24 protein-coding genes and 1 pseudogene are annotated in these 24,455 nt (G+C 62.0%); 11 read left to right on the forward strand and 14 right to left on the reverse strand.

Annotated elements, in window-relative coordinates; translation table 11 throughout:
• Window positions 1-77: 77 nt before the first annotated feature.
• From ATY76_RS08445 to ATY76_RS08470, 6 genes are all read right to left on the reverse strand, one after another.
• Window positions 78-1,616 carry a D-alanyl-D-alanine carboxypeptidase gene (locus ATY76_RS08445; protein WP_088674309.1) on the reverse strand — a complete coding sequence of 513 codons (1,539 nt, stop codon included), beginning with the start codon at window positions 1,614-1,616 and terminating at the stop codon, window positions 78-80.
• A gap of 121 nt (window positions 1,617-1,737) precedes the next feature.
• On the reverse strand, window positions 1,738-2,523 hold the full coding sequence (locus ATY76_RS08450; RefSeq protein ID WP_088674310.1) for a hypothetical protein: 786 nt from the start codon (window positions 2,521-2,523) through the stop codon (window positions 1,738-1,740).
• Window positions 2,524-2,747: 224 nt separating this feature from the next.
• Window positions 2,748-3,353, reverse strand: a complete 606-nt coding sequence (locus ATY76_RS08455) for a transglutaminase-like cysteine peptidase (protein WP_088674311.1) — start codon at window positions 3,351-3,353, stop codon at window positions 2,748-2,750.
• A 365-nt stretch (window positions 3,354-3,718) separates the two neighbouring features.
• On the reverse strand, window positions 3,719-4,693 hold the full coding sequence (gene pip, locus ATY76_RS08460) for a prolyl aminopeptidase (RefSeq protein WP_088674312.1): 975 nt from the start codon (window positions 4,691-4,693) through the stop codon (window positions 3,719-3,721).
• A 61-nt stretch (window positions 4,694-4,754) separates the two neighbouring features.
• Window positions 4,755-5,366, reverse strand: coding sequence for a PilZ domain-containing protein (locus ATY76_RS08465; protein WP_088674313.1), 612 nt, complete (start codon window positions 5,364-5,366; stop codon window positions 4,755-4,757).
• 123 nt (window positions 5,367-5,489) lie between these two features.
• Window positions 5,490-6,134, reverse strand: coding sequence for a PAS domain-containing protein (locus ATY76_RS08470; RefSeq protein ID WP_088674314.1), 645 nt, complete (start codon window positions 6,132-6,134; stop codon window positions 5,490-5,492).
• Between the two features lie 262 nt (window positions 6,135-6,396).
• Here ATY76_RS08470 and ATY76_RS08475 point away from each other — a divergent pair, with 262 nt between their 5' ends.
• Both ATY76_RS08475 and ATY76_RS08480 read left to right on the forward strand, forming a co-directional pair.
• Entirely contained in the window at window positions 6,397-7,185 is a 789-nt protein-coding gene (locus ATY76_RS08475) for a rhomboid family intramembrane serine protease (RefSeq protein ID WP_088674315.1), read from the forward strand.
• Window positions 7,186-7,276: 91 nt separating this feature from the next.
• Window positions 7,277-7,711, forward strand: coding sequence for a CBS domain-containing protein (locus ATY76_RS08480; RefSeq protein ID WP_088674316.1), 435 nt, complete (start codon window positions 7,277-7,279; stop codon window positions 7,709-7,711).
• 57 nt (window positions 7,712-7,768) lie between these two features.
• Here the strand turns inward: ATY76_RS08480 and ATY76_RS08485 are convergent, their stop codons facing one another.
• From ATY76_RS08485 to folE, 3 genes are all read right to left on the reverse strand, one after another.
• The gene (locus tag ATY76_RS08485; RefSeq protein ID WP_088674317.1) at window positions 7,769-8,731 is read right to left on the reverse strand and encodes a patatin-like phospholipase family protein; all 963 of its coding nucleotides are present in this window, start codon (window positions 8,729-8,731) and stop codon (window positions 7,769-7,771) included.
• Window positions 8,732-8,847: 116 nt separating this feature from the next.
• Window positions 8,848-9,300, reverse strand: a complete 453-nt coding sequence (gene hisI / locus ATY76_RS08490) for a phosphoribosyl-AMP cyclohydrolase (protein ID WP_088674318.1) — start codon at window positions 9,298-9,300, stop codon at window positions 8,848-8,850.
• Window positions 9,301-9,325: 25 nt separating this feature from the next.
• Window positions 9,326-9,940 (reverse strand): GTP cyclohydrolase I FolE, encoded by a 615-nt coding sequence (gene folE / locus ATY76_RS08495; protein ID WP_088674319.1) that lies wholly within the window; start codon window positions 9,938-9,940, stop codon window positions 9,326-9,328.
• A gap of 307 nt (window positions 9,941-10,247) precedes the next feature.
• On the opposite strand from folE, the gene ATY76_RS08500 reads away from it, so the two are divergent.
• From ATY76_RS08500 to thrS, 4 genes are all read left to right on the forward strand, one after another.
• On the forward strand, window positions 10,248-10,694 hold the full coding sequence (locus tag ATY76_RS08500) for an iron-sulfur cluster assembly scaffold protein (protein WP_088674320.1): 447 nt from the start codon (window positions 10,248-10,250) through the stop codon (window positions 10,692-10,694).
• Between the two features lie 5 nt (window positions 10,695-10,699).
• Window positions 10,700-11,104 carry a membrane protein insertion efficiency factor YidD gene (yidD, locus tag ATY76_RS08505; protein WP_088674321.1) on the forward strand — a complete coding sequence of 135 codons (405 nt, stop codon included), beginning with the start codon at window positions 10,700-10,702 and terminating at the stop codon, window positions 11,102-11,104.
• A gap of 5 nt (window positions 11,105-11,109) precedes the next feature.
• Window positions 11,110-11,637 carry a DUF1697 domain-containing protein gene (locus ATY76_RS08510; protein WP_088674322.1) on the forward strand — a complete coding sequence of 176 codons (528 nt, stop codon included), beginning with the start codon at window positions 11,110-11,112 and terminating at the stop codon, window positions 11,635-11,637.
• Between the two features lie 121 nt (window positions 11,638-11,758).
• A complete protein-coding gene (gene thrS / locus ATY76_RS08515) occupies window positions 11,759-13,765 on the forward strand; it encodes a threonine--tRNA ligase (protein WP_088674323.1) in 2,007 nt (668 codons plus the stop codon).
• Between the two features lie 172 nt (window positions 13,766-13,937).
• On the opposite strand, the gene ATY76_RS08520 is transcribed toward thrS, so the two are convergent.
• Complete coding sequence (locus tag ATY76_RS08520) at window positions 13,938-15,035, reverse strand: hypothetical protein (protein WP_088674324.1); 1,098 nt, start codon at window positions 15,033-15,035, stop codon at window positions 13,938-13,940.
• Window positions 15,036-15,148: 113 nt separating this feature from the next.
• Here ATY76_RS08520 and ATY76_RS08525 point away from each other — a divergent pair, with 113 nt between their 5' ends.
• The 3 genes from ATY76_RS08525 to ATY76_RS08535 all read left to right on the forward strand — a co-directional run bounded on the left by ATY76_RS08525 (window position 15,149) and on the right by ATY76_RS08535 (window position 17,594).
• On the forward strand, window positions 15,149-15,733 hold the full coding sequence (locus ATY76_RS08525; RefSeq protein WP_088674325.1) for a nitroreductase: 585 nt from the start codon (window positions 15,149-15,151) through the stop codon (window positions 15,731-15,733).
• Window positions 15,733-16,350 (forward strand): flavin reductase family protein, encoded by a 618-nt coding sequence (locus tag ATY76_RS08530; protein WP_088674326.1) that lies wholly within the window; start codon window positions 15,733-15,735, stop codon window positions 16,348-16,350. The genes ATY76_RS08525 and ATY76_RS08530 overlap by 1 nt, the downstream gene beginning before the upstream one ends.
• 98 nt (window positions 16,351-16,448) lie before the next feature.
• On the forward strand, window positions 16,449-17,594 hold the full coding sequence (locus tag ATY76_RS08535; RefSeq protein WP_088674327.1) for a DUF2336 domain-containing protein: 1,146 nt from the start codon (window positions 16,449-16,451) through the stop codon (window positions 17,592-17,594).
• On the opposite strand, the gene ATY76_RS08540 is transcribed toward ATY76_RS08535, so the two are convergent.
• Complete coding sequence (locus ATY76_RS08540) at window positions 17,591-18,007, reverse strand: hypothetical protein (protein WP_088674328.1); 417 nt, start codon at window positions 18,005-18,007, stop codon at window positions 17,591-17,593. The two genes, ATY76_RS08535 and ATY76_RS08540, sit on opposite strands and share 4 nt — an antisense overlap.
• A 130-nt stretch (window positions 18,008-18,137) precedes the next feature.
• Between ATY76_RS08540 and ATY76_RS08545 the strand changes: the two genes are divergently transcribed.
• Complete coding sequence (locus ATY76_RS08545) at window positions 18,138-18,596, forward strand: GNAT family N-acetyltransferase (RefSeq protein WP_088674329.1); 459 nt, start codon at window positions 18,138-18,140, stop codon at window positions 18,594-18,596.
• Window positions 18,597-18,613: 17 nt separating this feature from the next.
• Here the strand turns inward: ATY76_RS08545 and ATY76_RS08550 are convergent, their stop codons facing one another.
• The 3 genes and pseudogenes from ATY76_RS08550 to parE all read right to left on the reverse strand — a co-directional run bounded on the left by ATY76_RS08550 (window position 18,614) and on the right by parE (window position 23,342).
• Window positions 18,614-19,819, reverse strand: coding sequence for an AI-2E family transporter (locus ATY76_RS08550; protein WP_088674330.1), 1,206 nt, complete (start codon window positions 19,817-19,819; stop codon window positions 18,614-18,616).
• 112 nt (window positions 19,820-19,931) lie between these two features.
• Window positions 19,932-21,072 (reverse strand): annotated as a pseudogene (locus ATY76_RS08555) (esterase-like activity of phytase family protein).
• A 197-nt stretch (window positions 21,073-21,269) separates the two neighbouring features.
• Window positions 21,270-23,342, reverse strand: coding sequence for a DNA topoisomerase IV subunit B (gene parE / locus ATY76_RS08560; RefSeq protein WP_088674331.1), 2,073 nt, complete (start codon window positions 23,340-23,342; stop codon window positions 21,270-21,272).
• 205 nt (window positions 23,343-23,547) lie between these two features.
• Between parE and ATY76_RS08565 the strand changes: the two genes are divergently transcribed.
• A complete protein-coding gene (locus ATY76_RS08565) occupies window positions 23,548-24,447 on the forward strand; it encodes a phospholipase (protein WP_088674370.1) in 900 nt (299 codons plus the stop codon).
• The last annotated feature ends 8 nt before the right edge of the window (window positions 24,448-24,455 follow it).

Raw genomic sequence — 24,455 nt, forward strand, 5'->3', positions numbered from 1 at the left:
ATGGTGGCCGGAAACGCAAACACCGATTCCGGCCGTCACCGATGCCGCCGGCACTTCTGTGGGCAGCATCGAATTCCTCATTGGGCAGCCGCCCAGCACTTGACGCCGGCCTTCTTCAAGGCCTTGCAGGCGTTGACGGCATCACGCTGATCGTCGAAGCCGCCGAAGCGCGCACGGTAGACCTGGTCGCTGCCAGCGCCGTAGGCGACTGCGAAGGGCTTTGCCGAGGCCAGCGCCTTGCCGCCCTTGTTCTTGGCGCCTTCCAGCAGGTCCATCGCCATCTCACGGCTTGGCGAAACGCCGACCTGTACGACCCAGCCGGTCGGGCCGGCATTCGTCGAAGCGGCGCTGGTCGAAGCGGTCGTGACGTGATCGACGCCGCTATCGCCTTGTTCCGCCGGAGCAGCGGCCGGAGCCTGCGGCTTGAAAGTCGAGGTCTTGACCTTGGTCGGCGCAGGCATTGCCTGTGTCACCAGCGGGTTGTCTGTTTTCGGCGCAGCGGTCTCGGCATAGGCGACTTCGGTCTCGGCGACCTGATAGCGTGCATCCGGCAGCGGCCCCTTATGCGGCAGGCTGAGATCGGCGGCGGCAGCAGAAACCGGCGGCTGCGCCGATGTAATCGTCTTTGCGACCTGCTGCGGCGTCTTCTTCGGCATAACGGGAGCGGGCGTTTCGATGATCGCCGGCGCAGGGGCAGGGGCTGCCTGAGCGATCAGCCCCGAGGACCCGCCGCGGCTCGATGCCTTCGGCAGATAGGTCGCGATCAGGTTGCGCATCTGGGCGTCGCGGGCAGGCGTCGAAGTGCCGCCCATGACGACGCCGACGATCGACTTGCCGTCCACCTGCACGGAGCTCACCAGATTGAAGCCGGCAGCGCGGGTATAGCCGGTCTTGATGCCATCGACGCCGCGCACTGAACCGACCAGGCGGTTGTGGCTGCGGATCGTGCGGCTGCCGAACTTGAAGGCGCGGGTGGAGAAATAGCCGTAATATTGCGGGAAATGCTGACGAAGGGCGATGCCGAGACGAGCCTGGTCGCGCGCCGTCGTCATCTGCGCCGTGTTCGGCAGGCCGTTGGCATTGCGATAGGTCGTGCGCGTCATGCCGAGAGCGTGCGCCTTAGCGGTCATCAATTGAGCGAAGCGATCCTCGCTGCCGGCCAGCATTTCGCCGAGGGCGGTCGAAGCATCATTGGCGGACAGGGTGACGAGACCGAGAATACCCTGCTCGACGGTGATGGTGCCGCCGGCGCGCACGCCGAGCTTCGTCGGCGCCTGGGCTGCAGCATGAGCGGAGAAGGGAACCGGCGTATCGAGACGGATGCGACCCTGCTCCAAGGCTTCGAAGACCAGATAAAGTGTCATCATCTTGGTCAGCGAAGCGGGATATTGCAGCCGGTCGGCATTCTCGCTGTAGAGAACGTTGCCGGTCTTGGCGTCGACGACGATGCCGGCATATTTCGGATTGGCCGTTTTCGCTTCGGCGCCTACCGAATCGACCAGGACGATCGTGACAGCCACCGAAAGGATCGCCAGCAGCTTTGCGACAAAACTGCCGGATCGGGACGATGATACGGAGGAGACTGACCTTGACACTATTCCACTCTTCGCTTGCATTTCAGTTATTTGGCGGGAACCGCACACACCCCCCGCCGCACAGTCCGTCTTTTGAAATTACCGATTGGGCGTTACCAATCCGTTTATGATGAATCGTTTATTTCATTGTCCGGGAAGCATTTTAGGGACTTGTCGCAGAACGGTTCATAAGACGCGCCTCCACAAAAGTCCGGATAGCGGCATCAATATGTTCCCAGTCACCGAGATGGCTGCTGGAGAAGCGATAAAGCACGCTGAGATCCTTGCCGACCTTGATATCGCGCTGGCAATCTCCGCTCGCCGCGTTGTCGGGGGCTGAAGGCAATATGCAGCGCACGACGTAATCCGGTCCATCCTTGGCGGGGGCCGTCAGCAGTACCTCGTCGCCATAACCCGCGTCGGCGCGCAGACGATGCAGCGTCAAGCCGTCGCGAAACGGCTCGGCCGCTCCTTCGAGCAGATGGGAATAGATCGGCTCCAGACGCCCGGACATGTCGCGCGACATCGTGCTCTGGGCGATCTGCAGGAAGATCAGGCCGGAGGATTGGGAGACATCATCGAATCGGAGATGATTTTCCTTGCCGTACCCCCGCATTTCCGGCCATGCGAGATAGAGGTCGACGCGTTCGGCGGCGCCATCATGTCTCTGGCTTGGAAAGCGGATGGCGTTCTCGGGAAATTTGACGGTATCGCGGCCGATGGTCAGCGTGATCTCGGCGGTGCTGTCGGTGTTGCCGGCAAGCGAGATATGCCGGCCGAACCAGCGCCCGCCAATGCTGATCGCAACGGTCAGCACGGCAAGGACGGCGACCACCGCCATGGTGCGGAGGAGGAAGCCCATGGAAAGAAGCGGCTGCTCGTCGGGTGCGCTCTGCACGGCGTGGCTCATGGCGGTTCTTCGCGTTTCGGCCCGCCGCAGGAAGAACATGAGCCGCCGGCGCCGATGATGAATCTCATCGGCATGATCGGACCGGCAAGGTTAATACTTCGCTAAAATTTCAGGGGGCGGGCTTCCAGGGAATGAAACGCCTGTGCCAAAAAAGGGCGAGCCGTTCCCGGGACAGCGGGAACGGCTCTTGGGCACCGGTCGGGGACGGGATGCGGGGACTGACCGGGCCGAGGCCTTCTGCCGGTATTGCCGGCGGCCTGTTCTTACTTGACGCTGCCGACCGCCTCAGCGCGGCCGTCCTGAAGCTTCGACCAGCGGCCCGGATCGCTGGCGGACTGGCGCTTCAGATAGGTATATTCGGTATCCGACCAGAGCAGCACCTTGTTGCGCATGTTGTCGAGGATGAAATCGCCGTGGTCGGTGCGGACGGTCAGCACGGCATGGCCTTCGCCGTTCGGCTGCAGCACGACGGTGATCAGCGTGTCGGACGGCGAGAAACCGTCCTCGATCAGCATCTTGCGCTTCAGCAGGACATAATCCTCACAGTCGCCGACGGTGGTCGGATAGGCCCAGCGCTCTTCGACACCGTAGATCTGTTCATCCGTTTCCGGCTGGATCGACGAATTGACGGTGTAGTTGACCTTGAGGATTTCCTTCCAGCGGTCCTCGGTGAGAATGGCCGGTCCGGCATCCCCGCCGGAATAGGCGCATTCCTTCGGGTTCGCCTTGCAGAATTCATAGTGTCCGATCGGCGGGCTGGCATTGCCTGCCAGGGCCATGCTGGCGGGCGTCGCCTGTCCCGAACCCGCCATTGCCATCATGATCGCACCGGCCAAAAAGCCGCCTTTCAGGATATTCGCACTTGTCATTGCCGTCTCCCCGTAAGTTGGGACGACAATGGCACACACGTTTTTATCTCACGGAAAATTACGCAATAGAATTAAAGGCTTAGTTGATTCAAATGCCGATAAATCTTGACTAAAAACAATCTCGAATGCGCATAAAATTTGAAGCGGATTTGTCTCGAATTCGATTAAAATTGAAACATCCGCAACAAGGCTTTCCTTCGTGAAAGGCTTGCATCGCCATTCCCGCGTTAAGGATTTTGCTGAGCCGGATAAACTGCCGCGGGGCTGCCAATGGTGGCTGGTCGGCGGGCGAATACTGTCGAGACGGATCGATTCGGCCGGTTCAGAACCGGAATATCGCTCACTTCCCTGATTTCGACGGAAAATTATTTTTGAGAAAAATCGCGAAATCGATCGGTGGCGGCGACGATTGCCGCACTCATATCCGGCTTCGCTGTGGAATGGGCTGCACGCGGAAGGATCCTGAGCTCGCTCTGCGGCCAGGCGCGCGCCAGTTCCCATGCGGTGACAAGCGGCGCCTCGATGTCGAATCGCCCCTGGAGGAGGATACCTGGAATGCCGGCAAGCCGCCCGGCGTTCTTCAAAAGTGCGCCTTCTTCCAGCCATGCGCCATGCACGAAGTAATGGGTGATGATGCGGGCACGCGTCAGCAGAAAGGCCGGATCGGACCACCGGGACGGCAGGCCTGCGGGGTCGGCAAGCAGGATCGGGGCTGCTTCCCACGCATGCCAGTCGCGTGCCGCCTTGAGGCGCGTCTCGGCGTCCGGATCGTTGAGGAGACGGTGATAGGCGGCAACCAGATCGCCTCCTCGGTCCTGACCGCCCAACGGAATGGCCTCACGGAAACGGTGCCATTCCTCGGGAAAGAGGGGCGCCATGCCGCGATAGAGCCAATCTATTTCAGAGCGCCGCGTCGTGGTCACGCCCGCAATCACAATGGCTGAGACGCGCTCGGGGTGGGTTTCGGCATAGGCGAGCGCCAGCGTCGCGCCCCAGGAATTGCCGAAAAGAAGCCAGCTGTCGATGCCGAGATGGATCCGCAACCGCTCGATATCGGCAACGAGATGCCAGGTGTTGTTGAGGGAGAGGTCGGTTTCGGAATCGGCGGCACTTGGCAGGCTGCGGCCGCAATTGCGCTGATCGAAGAGAATGATTCGATAGGCGTCGGGATCGAACTGCCGCCGCGCAGCAGCCGAACAACCGGAGCCCGGCCCGCCATGCAGCACGAGCGCCGGTCTGCCTGCCGGATTGCCGCAGGCCTCCCAATAGATCAGGTTGCTGTCGCCCGTATCGAGCAGGCCTTGATCATACGGTTCGATCTCAGGATAGAGAGATGACATCGGCGCGCCCAAGCGAGGAAACGAACCTTATCCACCATATTGGTGACGAGTAAAAGACAGCCTAGAGGAATTCGCGCAGCGTCTCGCGGGACTGGATCGAGAGGAATTCGATCGCGACGCCTTCGACGAAATGGCGCACGACACGGCCACGCATATTTCCGAGACGCACCGCCGTACCGATCGACGGGCGCATTTCGACGTCGATGGCGGCGCCTGACAGCGAAAGGTCCATGATGCGGCAGGAATAGCGCGTGCCGTCATCGAGCGTGAGTTCGGTCTTCACGTCGCGCGGCGTCAGACGGTCGTGGCGGCGATCCTCGGGCAGGCCCAGCTCGTGTTTGTTGGCAAGCCAGGTGAGCTGGGCGGCGAGCTTCTCACGCTTGCGTTCGGTCGCGTTGATCGACATGGTGAAGCCGCGGCCATCGAGCGTCTGGACATAACCTTCGACGCGGCCAAGATGGTCGATATAGGCGACGACGCGCTCATTGGCGCGCGGCCGGCCGATGCAGGTGACGTACATGTCGCCGGGCGACATGTCGATCACCATGCATTCGAATTCTTCGTAGTTCGCAAGCATCAGCCGGCCCTGCATGTTGATGGGCACACGCTGAAAAACGCCCTGTTCAGGGCGCGGCGCAGGTCGTTGCGTCTGTGCTGGCTGGAACGAGTGCATCAAAGGGCTTCTTCATCAAATCTGAGAGTCCGATCATTACCCGCAATCCATTAACAGAAGGTTGTTTCGCCTTATTCCCGTATAGCCGAAAACGAGTATGCCAGATGTTCCGAAACGGGACAGTCAGCGTGCCTCCGCGCTCAGCAGGTGCGACACCATGCGGCGCATGACCTGGCCGAAACGGGCGCTTTTGCCGGCGACAATCTTGTTGATCGGACGCATCTCGACCGACGCAGCCTTGCCGAAACGTGTCGGCAGCAGACGGCTGCGATCGAGCGCCAGAAATTCGAGCGGCACGATCTCCAGCCAGCTTGCGGCGGCGGTCGGCGTGATTGCGCCGAGCAGCCGGTCGCAGGCGCCGTCCTGTGAACGCAGCGGCATCATGATGATCTCGAAGGAGGCCTGGTGACCAACGGTGCTGTAGCCGGTGGCATTGAACAGCGCCGGCATGGCATGGTCCATGACGCCCATCGCCGTGCGTTCGATATCCATATGCTGACCATGCGCCCATAGCGACGAGAAACGCTCGCCGCGCAGATCGCGTCCGAAGAGATCGCAGATGCGTGTGCCGGCAAGCCGGAAGCCGATGTCTCTGCCTTCGCGCATCTCCAGAATGAAGAGGCTCTGGAGAAGATGGGGGACGGCAGAGGGTTCGACTTGTGACTTCAACGGCGCATCAGCAGTGCCGCGGATGCGATTCCAGTAGTCGAAGATTTCGATGGTCGTTTGTAAACGCATTTCACACCAACCTGTCCCATTCCGGAGCAATTTCAGGCCCTCATGGCCCTTACAGGCTTTACCATGCGGATTTCATGCCAAAGCCGGGCCGGTAAGGTTAACGAATGGTTTCGGTTGAGCTGCAATGCCCGTCGTGACACTGTTTCACATCGCTTCGACTTTCGAAGTTCTGCACAGCCTGACCGGGCCAAAGTCTTTCCTTGGGATCCCGGTATGCCGTCCGACACTCCGGGCGGCTTTTTTTTTGACAGGCGCTCCTGTATGGCTGTGGCCTCAACGAGGCGAAATACAGATGAACGAGCAGACGGCCGAGCCGAACACTGTGCCCGAACCTCCAAGGGGCCAGCCGCCGGCACAGCCGCCACGCGTACCGGTCTTCAACCTTCCGCCGGCGCTGTTCTTCAGCCTTTGCCTGCTGGTCGCGATCTATGCGGTGCAGGCGCTGGTGCTGTCCGACGATGCGGTGGAGTGGCTGCTTTTCACCTTCGGTTTCATTCCCGCACGTTATCTGATCCCGCTGTCGCAGCAGGGGCCGGAACTGTTCTGGACGCCGGTCACCTATTCGCTGCTGCATGGCGGCGTCGAACATATCGTCTTCAATGCCGTCTGGCTGATGGCCTTCGGCGCGCCGGTCGTGCGCCGCATCGGCACGCTGCGCTTCGTGCTCTTCTGGCTCTTTTCTTCCGTTGCGTCCGCAGCCCTGCACACGGCGTTGAACTGGGGGAACATATCGCTGCTGATCGGCGCGTCCGGCGTCATTTCCGGACTGATGGGGGCGGCCTGCCGATTCGCTTTCCCGCCTGAACGGCAGCCGATGCAGCCAGCGCATCTCAATGCGCGGCTTTCCATTTTCGAGGCGATGAGGAGCCGGACCGTCGTCATCTTCATGCTGTTCTGGCTGTTCGGCAATGCGCTGATTGCCGTCGGCGTCCCGCTTGTCGGCGACGGCAGTCAGGAAATCGCCTGGGATGCGCATATCGGCGGCTTCTTCTTCGGCTTCCTCCTGTTTGCGCTTTTCGACCGGGCGCCGCGCCCGCCTGTGGAACCTGCCGAAGCGGAGAAGGATCTGTTGCAATCCTGAGCCGGGCGGTGCACGATCGAACGATCCGCGATGGGGGGAGAAACTGCCGCGGATGCCTGTGACACTTGTTTCACGGACATAGGAGGTTCGAATGACCAGTTCAGTCAAAGCAATCCTCGACCTGAAGGGTAGGGACGTCGTCACCGCCGCGCCGAATACCACCGTTGCCGAGGCGGCCGCCATTCTAAGCAAGAAGAAGATCGGCGCCATCGTGGTCGTCGGCATGGAAAACCGGATTTCTGGCATGTTCACCGAGCGCGATCTCGTGCATGCCATTGCCAAGCACGGCAAGGAGAGCCTCGATCAGCCGCTCTCCCAGGTCATGACGTCGAAGGTCTATCGCTGTCACGAGGAGACGACCGTCAACGAGTTGATGGAGCTGATGACCAGCCGCCGTTTCCGTCACGTGCCGGTGGAAAGCAACGGCAAGCTTGCCGGCATCATCTCGATCGGCGACGTGGTGAAGTCGCGTATCGCCGCGGTCGAGCGTGAGGCTGAGGAAATTAAGGCCTATATCGCCGGGTGAGGTTTCGTTGCCTCGTTCCGTGCCGTTGTCCCAAGCCGCCTTGGGACGACGTCTGCATCAGGGATGGCTGGCGTAGACTTCCTGCATGCGCTTGATTTCGGGGAGTCTGGCCCTGGCTTCCTCATAGCCGCGTTCGATCGCTTCACCGGCCCGGTGAAACTCGGAAAGGCCGATGTCGCTTAGACGCGGCTGCAGCGAGATATCAGGCGGGTCGCCGGCAAGGCGGGCGCGGGCAATCCTATCCTGGATGATGTTGAAGGCCTGCACCATGACGCCGGTCATGCCGAGCCGCGCATAGGGCGCCTCTTCCTGCTTCTGAACTTCCTGCGGCGAGAGGCTGGCATTATGCCGGACGACGGCAGAGCGGCCGTAGAGATCATAATTGAGATTGACGGCAACGACGAGCAGCTGCTCGTAAGCGCGGCAGACGGAGACGGGAACCGGATTGACCAGCGCTCCATCGACCAGCGTGCGGTGATTGCTGCGCACCGGCTCGAAAATGCCGGGCAGGGCATAGGAAGCCCTCAGCGCCGTGATCAGCGAACCATTGGCGATCCAGACTTCGTGGCCGGTATTGACCTCGGCCGCGACCGCGACGAAAGGCCGGTCGAGATCCTCGACGTTGAAGCCTTCGAGATGTTCCTGCATGCGTTTGGTCAGCCGCATGCCGCCGAAGAGGCCGCTGCCGCCGATCGTGAGATCGAGCAGGCTTGCGATGCGGCGCATGGTCAGCGAGCGGGCGAAGCTTTCGAGCTCATCGAGTTTGCCGGCGAGATAACAGCCGCCGACCAGCGCGCCGATCGAGGTGCCGGCGATCATGCCTATCTCGATTTTGGCCTCGTCGAGCGCACGCAGCACGCCGATATGGGCCCAGCCGCGAGCCGCACCGCCGCCAAGCGCAAGCGCGATCTTGATTTTTTTTGCAGGCGCGGGGGGAGGGATCGTTTCGAGTGTGGTGGACATGCCGGAGCCGGAACCCTCGCCTTCAGAGCTTTGACGATGCAGACTCCAGCTCAGCATGGCGCTCTCCCCTCCCAGCAGAACACGTGATTTCCGATAGTGTGCCCGATCCGTTTCCAAATCGTATATAGAGGCGGTTTCTGGCGCAATAAGGGACAATTGTCAGGGAATTCGGGCTATTTTCCGTAGATGTCCTTGGGATCGAAATGACGCTCGTCGTCAACGATATCGAGCATCGGCTTTCCGTCCTGAAGGGTGACCGTCCGGTAGAAGCAGGAGCGCCTGCCGGTGTGGCAGGTGGCGTCGTGACCGGCGACCTCGACTTTCAGCCAGATGGCGTCCTGATCGCAATCGGTGCGGATTTCCTTGACAGTCTGGAGATTGCCCGAAGTCTCGCCCTTTTTCCAGATCTTGCCGCGCGATCGGCTGAAATAGTGGGCCGTGCCGGTCTGGATGGTCAGCGCCAGCGCCTGGGCGTTCATATGCGCCACCATCAGCAGCTCGCCGTCGCCGGCATCGGTGACGATCGCAGTTATCAGGCCGCGATCGTCGAAACGCGGCGTGAAATCGCCGGCGTCTTCCAAGGCGGACTTGTCCTCGGACGGTTGATTGAAGATCAGTTGCCCCATCGCGGCCCTCCTGAGGGAGCCGGTATCAGCGGCTCCGCACCATGCTCATGAAACGGGCCTGGTCGGCCGGCTCGGTCTTGAACGTTCCCGTAAATGTCGTCGTCAATGTGTTCGAGCCTTGCTTCTGAACGCCGCGCATCGCCATGCACATATGTTCAGCCTCGATCATCACCGCAACGCCGCGCGGATTAAGGATATCGTCGATCGCCCGGGCGATCTGCGCGGTCATGGTTTCCTGCGTCTGCAGACGGCGGCCGTAAATCTCGACCACGCGGGCGATCTTCGACAGGCCGAGCACGCGGCCATCGGGCATGTAGGCGACGTGGGCCTTGCCGATGATCGGCACCATGTGGTGCTCGCAATGCGAATAGAAGGGAATGTCCTTGACGAGGACCATGTCATCGTAGCCGGCGACCTCTTCGAAGGTGCGGCCGAGCACGTCTTCCGGCGCCATATCGTAGCCGGAGAAAAGCTCGCGATAGGATTTGACGACACGGGCCGGCGTTTCCAGCAGGCCTTCGCGCGTCGGATCGTCACCGGCCCAACGCAGCAAAACGCGAACGGCTTCCTCCGCCTCCTGCTGGGAGGGGCGGTCGGACTCGCGGTTCGTCTGCGGAAAGTTCTTCACGATGGCGTCCATGATCAATGGTCTCCTGGTCCGCACCGCGGACCCATCTGTCGGAATTGCCACTGGTCAGTCCCATTCGGGAATTCTTGCACCTTTGGCAGGCTCCGGGGCTTTCAGGGCCATTCAGCCCGTCCGGCACGGTTTCCCAATCAAACTTACACGAGGCCATTGCATTTTCATGGCCTTCGAACGACATACATATAGGAAGACGGCCGTGCTATGTAAGTATCCTTAGAGGACACGGTGTGTTTTTTGTTTCAACGATAATAACAGGCTGAAAAAACGGCCAATCCGCAGCGATTTTGGAGCGGAATCCAGCATGGACGACATCTACAACAGCAAGATCCTCGAATTCGCCGGTAATATTCCGTTGACCGGGACGCTCTCGGACGCCGATGCGAGCGCCCAGGCCCATTCCAAGCTCTGCGGCTCGAAGGTGCGGATCTGGCTGAAGATGGACGGCGATACGGTGACGGGTTTTGCTCATGACGTGAAGGCTTGCGCGCTCGGGCAGGCGTCTTCCTCGATCATGGCCCGCCATGTCGTTGGCGCGACATCGGTCGAGGTGCGCCAGGCACGCGAGGACATGCTCGCCATGTTGAAGGCGGATGGGCAAGGCCCCGTCGGGCGGTTCGAAGACATGCGCTACCTGCTGCCGGTGCGGGATTACAAGGCCCGCCACGCCTCGACGATGCTGACCTTCGATGCCGTCGTCGATGCGATCGGGCAGATCGAGGCAAAACGGACGGAAGTTGTCGAGGCGTAAGCGAGATGTGCGAGTTCTGCGCCCAGCAGATCGGCGATGAGGACGACGGCGGCGCCGCCGGCCCCGAAAAGGCGCGCGAAGCGCCGGCACACCGGTCCCGCAACTATGCCGGCCCCTTCCGGAAAACTCCCGACCGCCTTCTCGGCATGGGACTCATCCGTTTCTATCAACTTACGCTTTCCGGTTTTGTCGGCAATTCCTGCCGCCATATCCCGACCTGTTCCGAATATGGCTACGAGTCGATCGCCCGCCACGGCCTTTGGGCAGGCGGCTGGATGACGCTCTTCCGCGTCGGCCGTTGCGGCCCGGGCGGCACCAGCGGCCTCGACCAGGTGCCCGAGAGGCTTGGCGACGATTTTCGCTGGTGGACTCCGTGGCGCTATCTCGCCCTCGGGCGCAAGAAGGGGTGAGGGTGATGAGCATGTTCGTAGCGCTCCTGCACAGCATCGTCCTGACGCCCGACCGGCGCGTCATCATGGAAGATTTGCGCGCGCTTGCCAAAGAGCTCGGTTATCGGGAGCCGCGCACGCTGGTTTCGACAGGCAATCTCGTCTTCGAAGCCGACGACGTGCGGCCGCACGAACTCGAAGTCGCGCTGGAAGAGGCCTTCGAAGAGAAGTTCGGCAAACACGTCGACATCATCGTGCGCAGCGACTGCACCTGGATGGCGCTCTGCGGCACCAATCCCTTCAGGGATGGCAGCGGCGATCAGGTGATCGTCCGGGTGATGCGCCTGCCGATCGATCCCGAGAAGGTGGAGGCGCTTAAACCGCTGATGGCGGAAGGTCAGCGCATCGCCGTCGTCGGCGGCGATCTCTGGATCGATTTTGCCGGCAAGCCGAGCCAGTCCAAGCTGCTTTCGGCGCTGACGACCAAGCGGCTCGGCATCGGAACGATGCGCAACTGGAATACGGTCTGCGGTCTCGCTCAGATGATCATGTAGGCCGGCTTCTTCTTTACTCCCGCGGCAAATCTCAGTATCAGGCGACAGCGCATCCCACAGCGATGACGCTTCCGTTTCAACCACCCGCATTCGTTGGCGGGACTGGACAAGGAGAATTTCGATGTCCCAATTCGTTTCCCTGACATTTCCCGATGGTTCGGTGCGCAGCTTCCCGGCTGGCGCGACCGGCAAGGATGTCGCCGAATCCATTTCCAAGTCGCTTGCCAAGAGCGCTGTCGCCATTGCGATCGACGGCACCGTGCAAGACCTTTCCGATGCCGTCACCGACGGCAAGATCGAGATCATCACCCGCAAGGATGGCCGCGCGCTCGAGCTTATTCGGCATGACGCCGCGCACGTGATGGCCGAAGCCGTGCAGGAACTCTGGCCCGGCACGCAGGTGACGATCGGCCCCGTCATCGAGAACGGCTTCTACTACGACTTCGCCAAGAACGAACCCTTCACGCCCGACGATCTGCCGAAGATCGAAAAGAAGATGAAGGAGATCATCGCCCGCAACGCGCCGTTTACCAAGCAGGTCTGGTCGCGCGAGAAGGCCAAGGAAGTCTTTGCCGCCAAGGGCGAGCAGTACAAGGTCGAACTCGTCGACGCGATTCCCGAAGGGCAGGATCTGAAGATCTACCATCAGGGCGACTGGTTCGATCTCTGCCGCGGCCCGCATATGGCTTCCACCGGCCAGGTCGGCACCGCATTCAAGCTGATGAAGGTTGCCGGCGCCTATTGGCGCGGCGACAGCAACAACGCGATGCTGTCGCGCATCTACGGCACGGCATGGGCCGACCAGGCCGATCTCGACAATTACCTGCATGTGCTGGCGGAAGCCGAGAAGCGCGATCACCGCAAGCTCGGCCGCGAAATGGACCTCTTCCACTTCCAGGAGGAAGGCCCGGGCGTCGTTTTCTGGCACGGCAAGGGCTGGCGCATCTTCCAGACGCTCGTCGCCTATATGCGCCGACGGCTGGCCGCCGACTACCAGGAGGTCAACGCGCCGCAGGTGCTCGACACATCTCTCTGGGAAACCTCGGGTCACTGGGGCTGGTATCAGGAAAACATGTTCGCCGTGAAATCGGCGCATGCGATGACGCACCCGCAAGACAAGGAAGCGGACAACCGCGTCTTCGCGCTGAAGCCGATGAACTGCCCCGGCCACGTGCAGATTTTCAAGCATGGCCTCAAGTCCTATCGCGAGCTGCCGATCCGCCTCGCGGAATTCGGCCTGGTGCATCGCTACGAGCCGTCGGGCGCGCTGCACGGGTTGATGCGCGTGCGCGGCTTCACGCAGGACGACGCGCACATCTTCTGCACGGACGAGCAGATGGCCGCCGAGTGCCTGAAGATCAACGATCTGATCCTGTCGGTCTACGAAGATTTCGGCTTCAAGGAAATCGTCGTCAAGCTTTCGACCCGTCCGGAAAAGCGCGTCGGTTCCGATGCACTCTGGGATCGCGCCGAAGCCGTCATGACCGATGTGCTGAAGACGATCGAGGCTCAGTCGGAAGGCCGCATCAAGACCGGCATCCTGCCCGGCGAGGGCGCCTTCTACGGTCCGAAGTTCGAATATACGCTGAAGGATGCGATCGGCCGCGAATGGCAGTGCGGCACGACGCAGGTCGACTTCAACCTGCCGGAACGTTTCGGCGCCTTCTACATCGACAGCAACTCCGAAAAGACGCAGCCGGTAATGATCCACCGCGCCATCTGCGGCTCGATGGAGCGCTTCCTCGGCATCCTGATCGAGAACTTCGCCGGCCACATGCCGCTCTGGGTCTCGCCGCTGCAGGTGGTGGTGGCGACGATCACCTCGGAAGCCGATGCCTACGGGCTTGAGGTGGCCGAGGCGCTGCGTGATGCCGGTCTCAACGTCGAGACCGACTTCCGCAACGAGAAGATCAACTACAAGATCCGCGAGCACTCGGTGACCAAGGTGCCGGTGATCATCGTCTGCGGCAAGAAGGAGGCCGAGGAGCGCACGGTCAATATCCGCCGCCTCGGCAGCCAGGACCAGGTTTCGATGGGGCTCGACGCCGCCGTCGAGAGCCTAGCCGTCGAGGCGACACCGCCGGACGTGCGCCGCAAGGCCGAAGCAAAGAAAGCCAAGGCGGCTTGAAAATAGCCGGAATACGACAGCGCCGAACCTCGGCGCTGTCGAAAATGAAGGCGCGGCATTCCGAGACCGGCTGCTCTTCGAGGTATCTCTTCGCTAATGATGGAAACCGGCGCTTAAAGCGCCGGCCGATCGGCGCGATCTTTCACGCGGCCTAGGCGCGTGCGCGGTAAAATCAATCCAGGCTGGCTCCGTCGCCGCCTTGCGGTGCGAGCTCTTCATAGGAGGGCAGCGGCGCTTCCGGGGCCGGCTGGACACCCGGCGGCGGCGGCGTGCCGGCCGGCACCTGCTGCACCGTGCGCGCCGCACTTTCCGGCTGCTGCGGCTGCTGGTCCTTCATCAGAACCTCGACATCGGTATTCCTGCCGGCGACCACTTTGAAATCGCGCTGGTAGATCTTGTCTTTGTTGCGGGCGACGGCGGAATATTCGCCTTCGGCGAGAACCATGGTCGGAAAGGCGCTGACGCTTTCGCCGACACTGTCGCCGGCTGCCGTCAGGATCGACCAGGCGGTATCGGCGATCGCTTCGCCCCCGGCCTCCGAGACCAGCTTGAAGGTGACCTGTGCGGCGCGGTGCTGGATCGTCGCCTCGGTGAGCTTGCCGGCTTCGACCTGGATATCGGCGCGGATGACGGCGTTGACGCTGCCATATTCGGAAACGATGTGATAGGTGCCGGCATTGAGGCGTACGACGGTGTTCGGCGAGACATCCGCCACCACGAGACCGCGCTCGCCATCGTCGCGCACTTCCGAGGAATAGATCGAGAAACTCAACTGATCCGGGCGGATGCGGGAGTCGGTGCCGGAGACGGCGTTGAGCAGGAGACCGCCGGCATCGAGCACCATCACCTGCTTGTCGACCTCGCCGTCGGCAGGCACGGTCAGCTTCTTGGTGACGCCGGCGCGGCCGAAGGAGACGTTGACGAAATAGTCGCCGGGAGCAAGCTGGAAGGCGGCGGGTCCGCCCTTGGCGCTGGCGATCAGCGGGAGCTTGCCGTCCGTGCCGGCGATCGGGCTGAAGACGTACCAGGAAAGCCCATCCTCGACCGGCGTGCCATCGGCCGTCAGCTTGGCTTCCATCGCGACGTCGCGCAGCTTGTTGCCTTGCGACGCAGTGCCCGGCGCGATGAAGGCGTTGAGCTTCGGCATCTTCGATGTCGAATCGAGCTGTTTGAAATCCTTGAAAGCATCCTGCGCGCCGGCGCCGAGGGGCATCAGGACCATCAGGGCGATGGCGAGGCCGGTGCGTGCAAGAGGCGAAATGCCAAACATCTGTTTCGTGAACCGATTGACTTCTGAAATCGCAAAGGCCACTTCAAGACCAACGCGGTGGCAAATTCAAGACCCACCCTTTGCAGCAGCATAAAAATGAAAGCTTCTCCCGTATGAAATCCGATATCAAGCTGATCGACTACCTCGCGGTGCGCCGCTCCATCCCCGCTTTCCAGATGTGCGAACCAGGCCCCGAGAAAGCCGAGATCGAGGAGATCCTGCGGCTTGCCTCGCGAGTTCCCGATCACGGCAAGATCGCGCCCTGGCGTTTCATCGTCTTTCGCGGACAGCAGCGCGCCGAGCTCGGCGAGGAACTTCTGAAGCTCGCGCTCGAGACGAAGCCCGATCTGTCCGAGAAGATGATCCAGGTCGAGCGCACCCGCTTCACCCGCGCGCCCGTCGTCGTCGCCGTCGTCAGCAAGGCAGGTCCACATATCAAGATCCCGGAATGGGAGCAGTTGATGTCGGCCGGGGCGCTTTGCCTCAACGTCATCCTCGCCGCCAATGCCAGCGGCTATGTCGCCAACTGGCTGACGGAATGGTTCGCCTATGACGAGCGCGCCTATCCGCTGCTCGGCGTCGAGGCGGGCGAAAAGGTCGCGGGCTTCATCCATATCGGCTCGACGACATTTCCGGCGATCGAACGTCCGCGGCCGGAGCTTGCCGATACCGTCACCTGGGTCGGCGGAGAAGACTGATGTTCTACACCACCGACAGCAACCGGCACGGGCTCGCGCATGATCCCTTCAAGGCGATCGTGTCGCCGCGCCCGATCGGCTGGATCGGCAGCAAGGGCAGGGACGGGTCGATCAATCTTGCGCCCTATTCCTTCTTCAATGCCGTTGCCGACCGGCCGAAGCTGGTGATGTTTTCGTCCGCCGGACGCAAGGACAGCCAGCGCAATGCGACCGAGACCGGCGTTTTCACCTGCAATTTCGTCAGCCGCGATCTTGCCGAGAAGATGAACCTCTCCTCGGCGGCGCTGCCCTACGGCGAGAGCGAATTCGGCTTCGCCGGGCTGACGCCGAAGCAGGCCGAACTGATCGACGCGCCCTATGTCGGCGAGGCTTTTGCGGTGCTCGAATGCAGGGTCACCGAGATCATCGAGCCGAAGACACTCTCCGGCACGCCGTCCGAAAACGTCATCGTCTTCGGCGAGGTGGTCGGCATCCATATCGACGAGGCGATCGTCAGGGACGGCCGGCTCGACATGTCGATCGCCCGGCCTGTCGCGCGCATGGGGTATATGGATTACAGCGAAGGCAGCGATGTCTTCGAGATGTTCCGGCCGCAGATGCCAAAGGTGGATGTCTGAGAAGGCATACAAAGGCTTAAGAAATATGGTGAACCAATCTTAAACCTTTTGCCGCTACGGTCACAGCAATGAAAGGAACGCGAAGGAATCGCGTTCAAGTGCTGGGGCGTCGCGTGATCGTAGAAGCTTTCCTTCGTTGGATCGAAACCGCCAAGACCGGCGACCGGGCTCGGGCAGCCAATGCACTCGGGCGAGCCTATCTGCAGTCCGACATGTCCAGCGATGAAAAGAAGGCGGCCGAGATGGCGATGACCTTCCTGCTCGACGACCCGTCGCCGCGCGTGCGGCTTGCGCTCGCAGAAGCGATCGCCTGGTCGCCGGACGCGCCGCGCAGCCTCGTGCTTTCGCTCGCCGAGGACCAGCCCGAGGTCGCCTGCCATGCCGTCACCTGTTCGCCGCTTTTGAGCGATGCCGATCTTGTCGATCTCGCCGCGCGCGGCAATGGCGCCACCCGCATGCTGATCGCAGCTCGAGCCCATGTCACGCGCCCGGTCTCCGCCGCTCTTGCGGAGGTCGGTGACGAAGAGGAATTGCTCTGCCTGCTCGAAAACGACGGTGCGGCTATCTCCAGCCAATCGCTGAAACGCATCGCCGAACGGCTCGGCGACAGCTGCGACATCCGCAACCTGCTGCTCGACCGCAGCGATCTTCCGGCCGATGCCCGCCAGTTGCTGACCCAGCATGTCAGCAATGCGCTGGTCGGTTTGCCACTGGCGCAGGCCGCGATCGGCCTGCAGCGGCTCCAGCGCATCAGCCGCGAGGCGACCGAGGCTGCCATCGTTTCGATCGCCGGCGACATCGCGCCGCGCGAAATACCCGATCTCGTCGAGCATCTGCGCCTCAACGGCCGGCTGACGCCGTCCTTCCTGATGCATGCGCTCTGCGCCGGGAAGGTGGATTTCTTCGCGGCTGCGATCGTCGACCTGACGGGTTGCGGCGAGCGCCGGGTGCGCTCGATTCTCGCGACCGGACGCATGCATGCGGTGCGCGCGCTCTATGAATCCGCCGGCCTGCCGCGGGACATCAGCGTCATCTTCGTCGAGGCGACGCTGCTCTGGCGCGACGCCGCCAGGAAAGCGCCGGACAGCGTGCTCGGCAATATCTGCGGCCGCCTCCTCGAAAAATTCCGCCATCACGATGGTGCACATGGTGCGATCGGCGAATTGCTCGATATGGTGGAAAAGCTTGGCGTCGCCGAACAGCGGCAATCGGCCCGCGTCTATGCGGCGCTTGCTGCGGCCTAATCGTTCAGCCGCGTCACCACCCAGGAATAGCTGGTCGATACGAAGTGCACGGGCTTCGATAGGGTTTCTTTGACGTCGCGGCCGGATGGAAGATGCGCGCGGACCTGGCCGGCGATGTTTTCAGCGAAGCCGGCCAATCTTCCCACCGGCTCTTCGGCAGGCTCGGGAGCAGTTCCCGCTGCGGGCAAGGACGCAGGCTTCGGCGGCTCGGCGGCGGCAAGCGCTTTCGGCGCCTCGCAAACCGCGATGACCGAGGGGTAGCTGACATTGGCATAGGTTTTCAGCCGGCGTTCGGCCTCGGCATCGCAAGCGGCAACACTTTCCCAGCGCTTGTCGACCGTCGCGACATAATTGCATTGGGTAACGGAATCGTCGCAACCGAGAATGGTCATCGCGATGAGCACCGCTTGCATATTCTGTTTCCTTGCTTATTGAACCTGACATCGCCTTAGACGGCGCAATTCCAACCGAAACAAGGCGGAGACATTAACTCTTCGTCATGTCGGGGAAAAATTGCGCCTCTTGCAAACACCGGGAATCAGCATGTCCGTCACCATCGCCCAGGAGCCGCCGCGCCAGGACGGCGTCATTCGCCTTCTCGATCTGTCCGATGCCTATGCGCAATCGCTCTATCCCGCCGAAAGCAACCATCTGGTCGATCTCTCATCGCTGGAGAAGCCTTCGGTGAGCTTCTTCGTCGCCCGCAACGACGGTGCGATCGTCGGATGCGCTGCGCTGGTCGAGGCAGGCGACGGCACGGCGGAGATCAAACGTATGTTCGTCGATCCCGGGGCGAGGGGACTGAGGATCGCCAGCGGACTGATGAATGCGCTGGAGACGATCGCGAGGGAAAAACAGCTGACGGCGATCCGGCTCGAAACCGGCATCTATCAGCCCGAGGCGATCGCGCTGTACCGCAAATACGGATATCGGGACATCGAAGCTTTCGGCAGCTATCTGCCGGACCCGCTCAGCCTGTTCATGGAAAAGCGGCTGGGATAGCGCTCGGCGAAGGCGGCTCAGCCTTCGGCGACCCGGGGAATCGGTTTCGACGGGGGCGGCGCCTGCTCGTCGATGAGGACTTGCGGGCCTGTTTCGATCTTTTCGGCATTGCGCGCCTCGTGGATCCATTCACGCCAGATGGCGACGATCAGTGCCATCAGCACGGGACCGATGAAGAGGCCGAGGAAGCCCATCGTCTTCACGCCGCCGACGAGGCCGAAGAAGGTCGGCAGGAAGGGCAGCTTGATTGGGCCGCCGACGAGTTTCGGCCTCAGCGTCTTGTCGACGATGAAGAGCTCGACAGTGCCCCAGACGAAGAGGCCGACGCCGGCGACATGCGAGCCGCTCGCCAGGAGATAGACGGAAACCAGCGTGAAGGAGAGCGGCGCACCGCCGGGTATCAGCGCCATGACGCCGGTGAGCACGCCGAGCGTGACCGGCGAGGGAACGCCGGCGATCCAATAGGCCACGCCAAGCACGATGCCTTCGCCGATCGCGATCAGCGTCATGCCCATGACGGTGGAGCTGATCGTCGCCGGCACGACGCGGGAAATGCGCTCCCAGCGGTTCGGCAGGATGCGCTCGCCGAGCATATCGATCTGCTTGGAGAAGGAAAAACCGTCGCGATAGACGAAGAACAGCGCGATCAGCATGAAGAGCAGCGTCAGCAACAGATGGAAGGCGCCGCCGCCGGCCGCCAGCACGGCGCGATAGATATTGCCGATATGGGCGCCGCTGACCGCCTGGATGAGTTCACCCAGCGCGCCGGGGCTACCGATATATTTTGTCCAGAGATCATCGAGATAGGGGCCGGCAAAGGGAAGCGCGACGATCCAGTCGGGCGTCGGCGCGCCGGCGCGGTTGGCATGGATCGCCCAGGCGAGCCAGGTGCGCACTTCGCCGGTCGTATAGGTGACCGCAAGCCCGATCGGAATGACCAGAAAGGTGACGATCATGACGATGGCGATGGTCGCGGCGATCGTCGTATTGCCGCCGACGCGGGCGAGAAGCTTGCGGTAGAGCGGCCAGCTGGCAAAGCCGATGACGAGGGCGGCGAGCACCGGCACGAGGAAGCCGTAGAAGAAATAAACGCCGGCCGCGACGATCAGCACCAGCAGCCAGCGCGCCGCCGAGATGGATGGAATCAGCGGCGTGCGCGTTTGCGCTGACGACCCCAGCCATCGCGGTTCATGATTGGTTTTCTGACGATCGAACACACCCACGCGCGCCTCTTCTTTTTATACTCTGGTTATGGGCCATGATCCGGGCGGTTTCAAGGTGCGTGGCGTGAAAGCGTATACAAAGCGTCGCTATCCGTCCGTCAGACGGAGCATCTTACTGCTGCGGACGGCGCAGAAGCTTGAAGGCGTAAAACTGCGTCTTCTGAGCGACCGAGAAATTGTTGTCGGAGCCAAGGATGAGAACGTCGGTGCCGTCCTTGCCCTTGCCGAGCGACATGGCCTCGATATTGTCGGGGACGAGACCGATCGCACGGAGATCGAGGACCTGGCTCTTGCGGACGGGGACGACGCGCTGGTCGTTCTTGGCGAGCGAGGCGATGGCGGATATGTCGGTCGCGTCGGCGAGATCCATCATCATGATCTTGATGTTATTGCCGAAGCCTTCGGCATAGCTGCGCTCGACGGCGAGCAGGCGCTGATCGTCGAGAGCAAGCATTTCCGACATGCCGTTGTCATTGCCGCCGTCGGCCTTGGGGGCTGCCTGCGGGATTGGCGAGACAGGGTAGACATACTGCGCCTTCGGCTCGCCGGTTGCGCCGTCATAGCGGATGATGCGCGACAGGCTGCCCGTCGTCAGCGACGGCTTCGGGCCATCCTGATAGAGGGCGGCTTCGACGCCGAGGAAGACGTCGCCCGAAGGCGCGACAGCGAGATCCTCGAAAGCGAGGTTGTCGCGGATGCCGGTCGACTTGTCGACGGTCGGAGCAAAACCTTCCGGCAGCTTGAATTCACGCACGAACGACCCATCCGGCGCGGTGACGCGGACGAAGGGCGGCAACAGCACCTTGGCGTCGCCCTCGCTGCCCCAATAGATGCCGTCCTTGCCGAAACGGATCGATTCCGGATCGACGGTCTTGGCAGCGAAAGGCTCGCTATTCTTGGTCCTTCAGCGTCACGTGCTTGACGACGGAAACACCCTTGAGGCCGGACGCATCGACATCGATGTCCAGTTCATAGAAGCGGGCCGGGGCCTTGTCCGAGCGATCGTCGCTGAGGGCGATATAGTGCCCGGTGGCGGCATCGAAATCGAGGCCGGAAATGCCGCCGAATTCGACGCCGTGTTCCATCTGGCCGGTGGGTATAATGAATTCACCGAGATAGGAGAGCGAAATGCCGGCGGCGCAATCGCCGAAAGGGCAGGCGGTTTCGAAGGTGGCGCCGATATCTGTAGCGCTGGCGGTGACGGTGCTGGACAAAAGAACGAAAGCGGCAGTCGCGGCAAAACGCTTGGTCATGGCAAATATCCGGCAAGGGTTGAAAACGGTTCGAACCGGCGCAGCCGCTCTTCCCAAGGGAGGCCGTGCGCCGACCGCTTCATGCGCCGGTTGTTTGACGGAGTTGTTACGGTTCTTCGTCAGTTCCGTGAAATCGAAAATGCTTAAGTGCGACGCGCCGAATGGTATCTATCCGACCGTTCGGCGCCGCATATGCTTTAAATATCGAGGTTTTCGGCGAAGGCGGCGCGCTCCTGAATGAAGCGGAAACGGGCTTCCGGCTTGGTGCCCATCAGATCATCGACGGCGCTGCGGGTGCCCTCGAAATCCACCTCGTCGATCAGCACCCGGAGCAGGGTGCGCTTGGACGGATCCATGGTGGTTTCCTTGAGCTGGGCGGGCATCATCTCGCCGAGACCTTTGAAGCGGCTGATCTCGACCTTGGCCTTGCCCTTGAATTCCGTCTGCATCAGCTCGGCGCGATGATTGTCGTCGCGGGCATAGGCGGATTTCGCCCCTTGCGTGATCTTGTAGAGCGGCGGCACGGCGAGGAAGAGATGGCCGCCGCGCACCAGTTCCGGCATCTCCTGATAGAAGAAGGTGATCAGCAGCGAGGCGATATGGGCGCCATCGACGTCGGCATCGGTCATGACGATGATGCGTTCGTAGCGCAGGTCTTCGTCGCGGTATTTCGACCGTGTGCCGCAGCCGAGCGCCTGGATGAGATCGGCGAGCTGCTGGTTGGCGCCGAACTTCTCGCGGCCGGCGCTGGCGACGTTGAGGATCTTGCCGCGCAGCGGCAGGATCGCCTGATTGGCGCGGTTGCGCGCCTGCTTGGCCGAGCCACCTGCCGAATCACCCTCGACGATGAAGAGTTCGGCGCCTTCGGCGGTGTTCTGCGAGCAGTCGGCGAGCTTGCCGGGCAGGCGCAGCTTGCGCACCGCCGTCTTGCGGTTGACTTCCTTTTCCTTGCGGCGGCGCAGCCGCTCCTCGGCGCGCTCGATCACCCAGTCGAGCAGCTTGGCCGCCTCGTTCGGGTTGTCGGCGAGATAATGATCGAAGGGATCGCGAAGCGCGTTCTCGACGATGCGCTGGGCCTCGACGGTCGCCAGCTTGTCCTTGGTCTGGCCGACGAATTCCGGCTCGCGGATGAAGATCGACAGCATGCCGACGGCCGAGATCATTACGTCGTCGGTGGTGATCTGCGCGGCGCGCTTGTTCTGCGTCAGCTCGGCATAGGCTTTCAGACCCTTGGTCAGCGCGATGCGAAGGCCGGCCTCATGCGTGCCGCCCTCGGGGGTCGGGATGGTGTTGCAATAGGAATGCACCTGCGGATCGCCGCCATACCAGGTGATCGCCCATTCCATCGAGCCGTGGCCGCTGGTCTTTTCCGTCTTGCCGGCGAAGATTTCGCGGGTGACGGTGAACTCCTTGCCCATCGTCGCCTGGAGATAGTCCTTCAGGCCGCCAGGGAAGTGGAAGACCGCCTTATCCGGCACTTCGGACCCTTCCGGCAGCACGCCCGGCTCGCAGCTCCAGCGGATCTCGACGCCGCCGAAGAGATAGGCCTTGGAGCGCGCCATGCGGAAGACGCGGGCGGCGTCGAACTTCATGTGCTCCCCAAATATCTGGGGATCGGGATGGAAGCGCACGCGGGTGCCGCGGCGATTGTGGACGTCGCCCAGCTCTTCGAGCCCGCCCTGCGGCAGGCCGCGGGAGAAACGCTGGCGGTAGAGCTTGCGGTTTCGCGCCACCTCGACTTCGAGGAAGTCGGAAAGCGCATTGACGACGGAGACTCCGACGCCGTGCAGACCGCCCGAGGTCTCGTAGGCCTTGCCGTCGAATTTGCCGCCGGCATGCAGCTTGGTCATGATGACTTCGAGGGTCGACTTGCCCGGCACCTGCGGGTGGTTTTCGACCGGGATACCGCGGCCGTTGTCGGTAACGCTGAGATAGCCCTGCAGATCGAGATGCACCTCGATGAAATTGGCGTGTCCGGCGACGGCCTCGTCCATCGCATTGTCGATGACTTCGGCGAAGAGGTGATGCAACGCCTTTTCGTCAGTGCCGCCGATATACATGCCGGGGCGCATGCGCACCGGCTCAAGTCCTTCGAGGACGCGGATCGACGAGGCGCCGTAGTCATCCGCATTCGAGGCGGCGGGCGCAGGGCGGGGAGAAACGGGCGGGGCAGCCGCCGGCGCGCGTTCGGCCGCGGCGACGGGCTTCTGTGCCTCCTCGCGTTTTTCAGAAAGGGGCATTCCGGAAAAAAGGTCGTTGCTGTCGTCCATGGAGCCGTTCAGATCTTCATCCTGTCTTGAGCTGGCGCCGCCGGCCCAAAATCACCGCATTTCACGTCACGTTTGCGAATCAGGCAGATTCTGCCAGAAAGCACCTCTATACGCGACACCGCCTCATTTGGCGGGCTTTTCAGAAATGATTTGCGTTGCCGGGCGCGGAATGGCAAGCGGCGGCAGGCTTCAGGAAACCATCCGCATGCGAATGTCCACAAGTCATTGCACTGTTATATCGATAATTGCGGCCTTTTTGCTGTCCGCAGCTCTCCTTTCGGCCGGCGGACCGGCGCGGGCGGCCGATGCGCTGCCGCCGTTCAAGGACGATCTCTTCTCGAAACAGACCGTGCTGCAGACAAGCGACGACGGCGCTTTCGAGGTGATCGACTATGACGAGATGCGCGATATCAACGGCCGCGACCAGATCCCGGAGAAGCGGGCGCAGCAGAAATATGTTGCGCTCGGCATCCGCAAAGCCCAGACCGACGAAACCCTCTCGCTCGACGGCATCAGGCTCGATGTCACCAGGGTGGGACCTGTTCAGAATGCCGCGTTCACGGTGATCTTCATCCACGGCCGCGACGGCGACCGCCGGCTCGGCGCCAATGACTACAGCTTCGGCGGAAACTTCAACCGGCTGAAGAACCTCGTCGCCGGCAATGGTGGCGTCTATTATTCGCCGACGGTCAGGAGCTTCGACAGCAACGGCGTTGCTGCGATCGAAGGCCTCATCCGCTATGCGAGCGCGCAATCGCCCGGCCGGCCGATCATTCTTGCCTGCGCCTCCATGGGCAGCCAGATCTGCTGGGGCGTTGCGCGTGACGGCGACAGCGCCAAGCGGCTGAAGGGCATGCTTGTCATGAGCGGGGTCACCGATCCCGATTTCACCAGGAGCGCCTTTTACAAGGCGAAGCTGCCGCTCTGGTTTGCGCATGGCAGCCGTGATCCTGTCTATGCCGCCAGCGACCAGCAGGCGCTGTTCGAGACCCTGCACAAGGCGAAATACCCAACGCGCTTCACACTGTTTCAGACCGGAAACCATGGAACGCCGATCCGGATGATCGACTGGCGCAGGGTGTTGAACTGGATTCTTGCCCGCTGACGGCGATT

Origin of the sequence: Rhizobium sp. R339, assembly GCF_002211395.1 — a bacterium.
Taxonomy (GTDB): Bacteria; Pseudomonadota; Alphaproteobacteria; order Rhizobiales; family Rhizobiaceae; genus Rhizobium.